The sequence below is a fragment of the Mycobacterium sp. genome, assembly GCF_049280035.1.
In the GTDB taxonomy this organism is placed as follows: Bacteria; Actinomycetota; Actinomycetes; order Mycobacteriales; family Mycobacteriaceae; genus Mycobacterium.
Genome location: NZ_JBAPPI010000320.1, coordinates 1 through 2,119, shown reverse-complemented (window position 1 = coordinate 2,119; position 2,119 = coordinate 1). Strand labels below are relative to the sequence as shown.

At 62.4% G+C, this 2,119-nt stretch carries 2 protein-coding genes; both read right to left on the bottom strand.

Annotated features, from left to right (window positions below):
• Positions 1-1,134: APC family permease (locus tag WAN71_RS10865; protein ID WP_422225331.1), on the bottom strand; the 1,134-nt coding region annotated here is incomplete at its 3' end.
• A gap of 122 nt (positions 1,135-1,256) precedes the next feature.
• The coding region (locus WAN71_RS10860; RefSeq protein WP_422225330.1) for an acyl-CoA dehydrogenase family protein at positions 1,257-2,119 on the bottom strand (863 nt) is incomplete at its 5' end.

The following is a 2,119-nucleotide window of genomic DNA, read 5'->3' as shown; positions in this document are numbered from 1 at the left end:
CGTGATGATGCCGTTGGAGAACACCAGCCGGTGACCGCGCTTCATCAGCGGGCGCGGCAAGAAGCTGTCTTCGGCAACAAAACTCGCCAACGCGGGGAACCCGTTGAAGCTGGTATTGCCACCGGTGTACAGGATCAGTGCGGTGGCCGCCTGCACCATGAAGTAGGAGACATGACCGATCGCTCCGTTGCCGAACACCGCCTTGGCGATCTCGGACAGCATTGACGGATATCCGTCGGCGTATGGGGTGGCGTGCGTGACATGCGCCAGCCAAGCCACCCCGGCCAATAGGAATCCCAGGACTCCGGCCATCACGGTCAACACGCGACGGGCATTGATGCCTTCGGGCTTACGGAAAGCGTTGACCGTGTTGGAAATCGCCTCGACTCCGGTCAGCGACGAGCCGCCGTTGGCGAACGCGCGTAACACGATCAGAACCGTGGCGCCCATGATGATGCCGTTGCCGTGGCCGACCGGGATCGCTCCGGCGATGTGCTCCGGATCGTAAGTCGGTAAACCGCCAATGATTTCACGAATGATGCCGACAATGATCATCAGCAAGACCATGCCGACAAAGAAGTATGTCGGCAGTGCGAAACGAACTCCGGCTTCGCGCAGGCCACGCAGGTTCGCGAAACACATCAGCAGCACGACAGCCACCGTGATTTCCAGGCTGTAAGGACCCAGCGCGGGAAATGCCGAGGCCACCGCGACTGTTCCGGCCGCGCACTGCACCGCGACGGTGACCACGTAGTCGATCAACAGCGATGCCGCGGCGATCTGAGCAACCCGTGGGCCGAAATTCTCCCGGGCCACCACATAGGAACCACCCGCGCGGGTGTAGACCATCACGACTTGGCGATAGGAAGCCGCCACCAGCACCAGAATCACCAAAATCACACCGGTGATCGGAAGGAGCAGCGCGAACGCGGCCAGCCCGGCCGCCGGCAGCAGCTCGATCATGATCTGTTCCGACCCGTAAGCGGTCGACGAGATCGCGTCCGGTGAAAGCACGCCGAGCGCAACAGGATTCGACAATCTTTCGTGTTCCAGCTGGTCGTTGATCATCGGTTTGCCGAGAACGAACCGCTTATACACGTCGGAAAAAGACGGCGCAAACCGCTGCCCGTCCATCAAATTCGTCACACCACGTCCTTACGAGATGTCCTTACGAGATCCTTACGGCGTTCCCGGGAAAGCGTACGTTGCCGTCTGCCAATCCCGCGCGCTGGGACGAAACGGACTGTGGACGCTTGTTAACGGCCGATTACCAACGCACCATCGACCAATTCGTCAAACCGTTCAATCGCCTCGTCGCTTTCGGAGTCGATGCCGCGAAGTGGTCCCAGGTCAGCGAGGTGACGCGAGGCATACAACCGCGCCACCAGGGCCTTGCGGTCGGCCTGGCAGGTGGCCCGCTCCCACGCCGCCTGTTCGGTCAGCAAAGCCGCGGCGTACACATCGCCGATGAACTGGGTGAGCGGGAACAGCCGAGCCTCAGCAACCGCACCGTCCAGCTTGCCCCAAGCCGTGATTGCCGCTTCGAGATCATCGACGCGGCAGCGTACCAAGCGTGTCGTCTCGTCGTCGTCGGACACCGAAACCGCATCGTGCAGGCGCTCCAGCAAAGCCTGATGAGCGTGCGAGCGCTCGATACCCCGCCGGACGTCGAGACACAGGATATTGTCAGGACCTTCCCAGATCGTGTTGACTTGCGCGTCGCGAAGCAACCGGGCTACCGGCCAGGTTTCGATATAGCCGTTGCCGCCGTGGAGCTCAATCGCGTCCGACGCCATGGTGATGCCCAGCCGGCACACTTTGAGCTTCGTCACAGGCACGGCGATGCGCTGACGCACCGCGCGGGGCTGACGATGATTGGCGAACCCGGTGCCGTCGAAAACCAGCGCTTGGGCGGCTTCGACGTCGACGATCATCTCGGCAAGCTTGCGGCGGACCAAGGGCTTGTCGAGCAACGTGCCGCCGAACGCTTGCCGCTGCCGCGCGTAACACAGCGACTCGACCAGCGCGCGGCGCGAGTTGCCAAGGGCGAAGAGTGCGATACCGAGCCGGGCCGCGTTGGTCAGTTCCATCATCCGGCCCAGCCCCTTGCCGTCGTGCA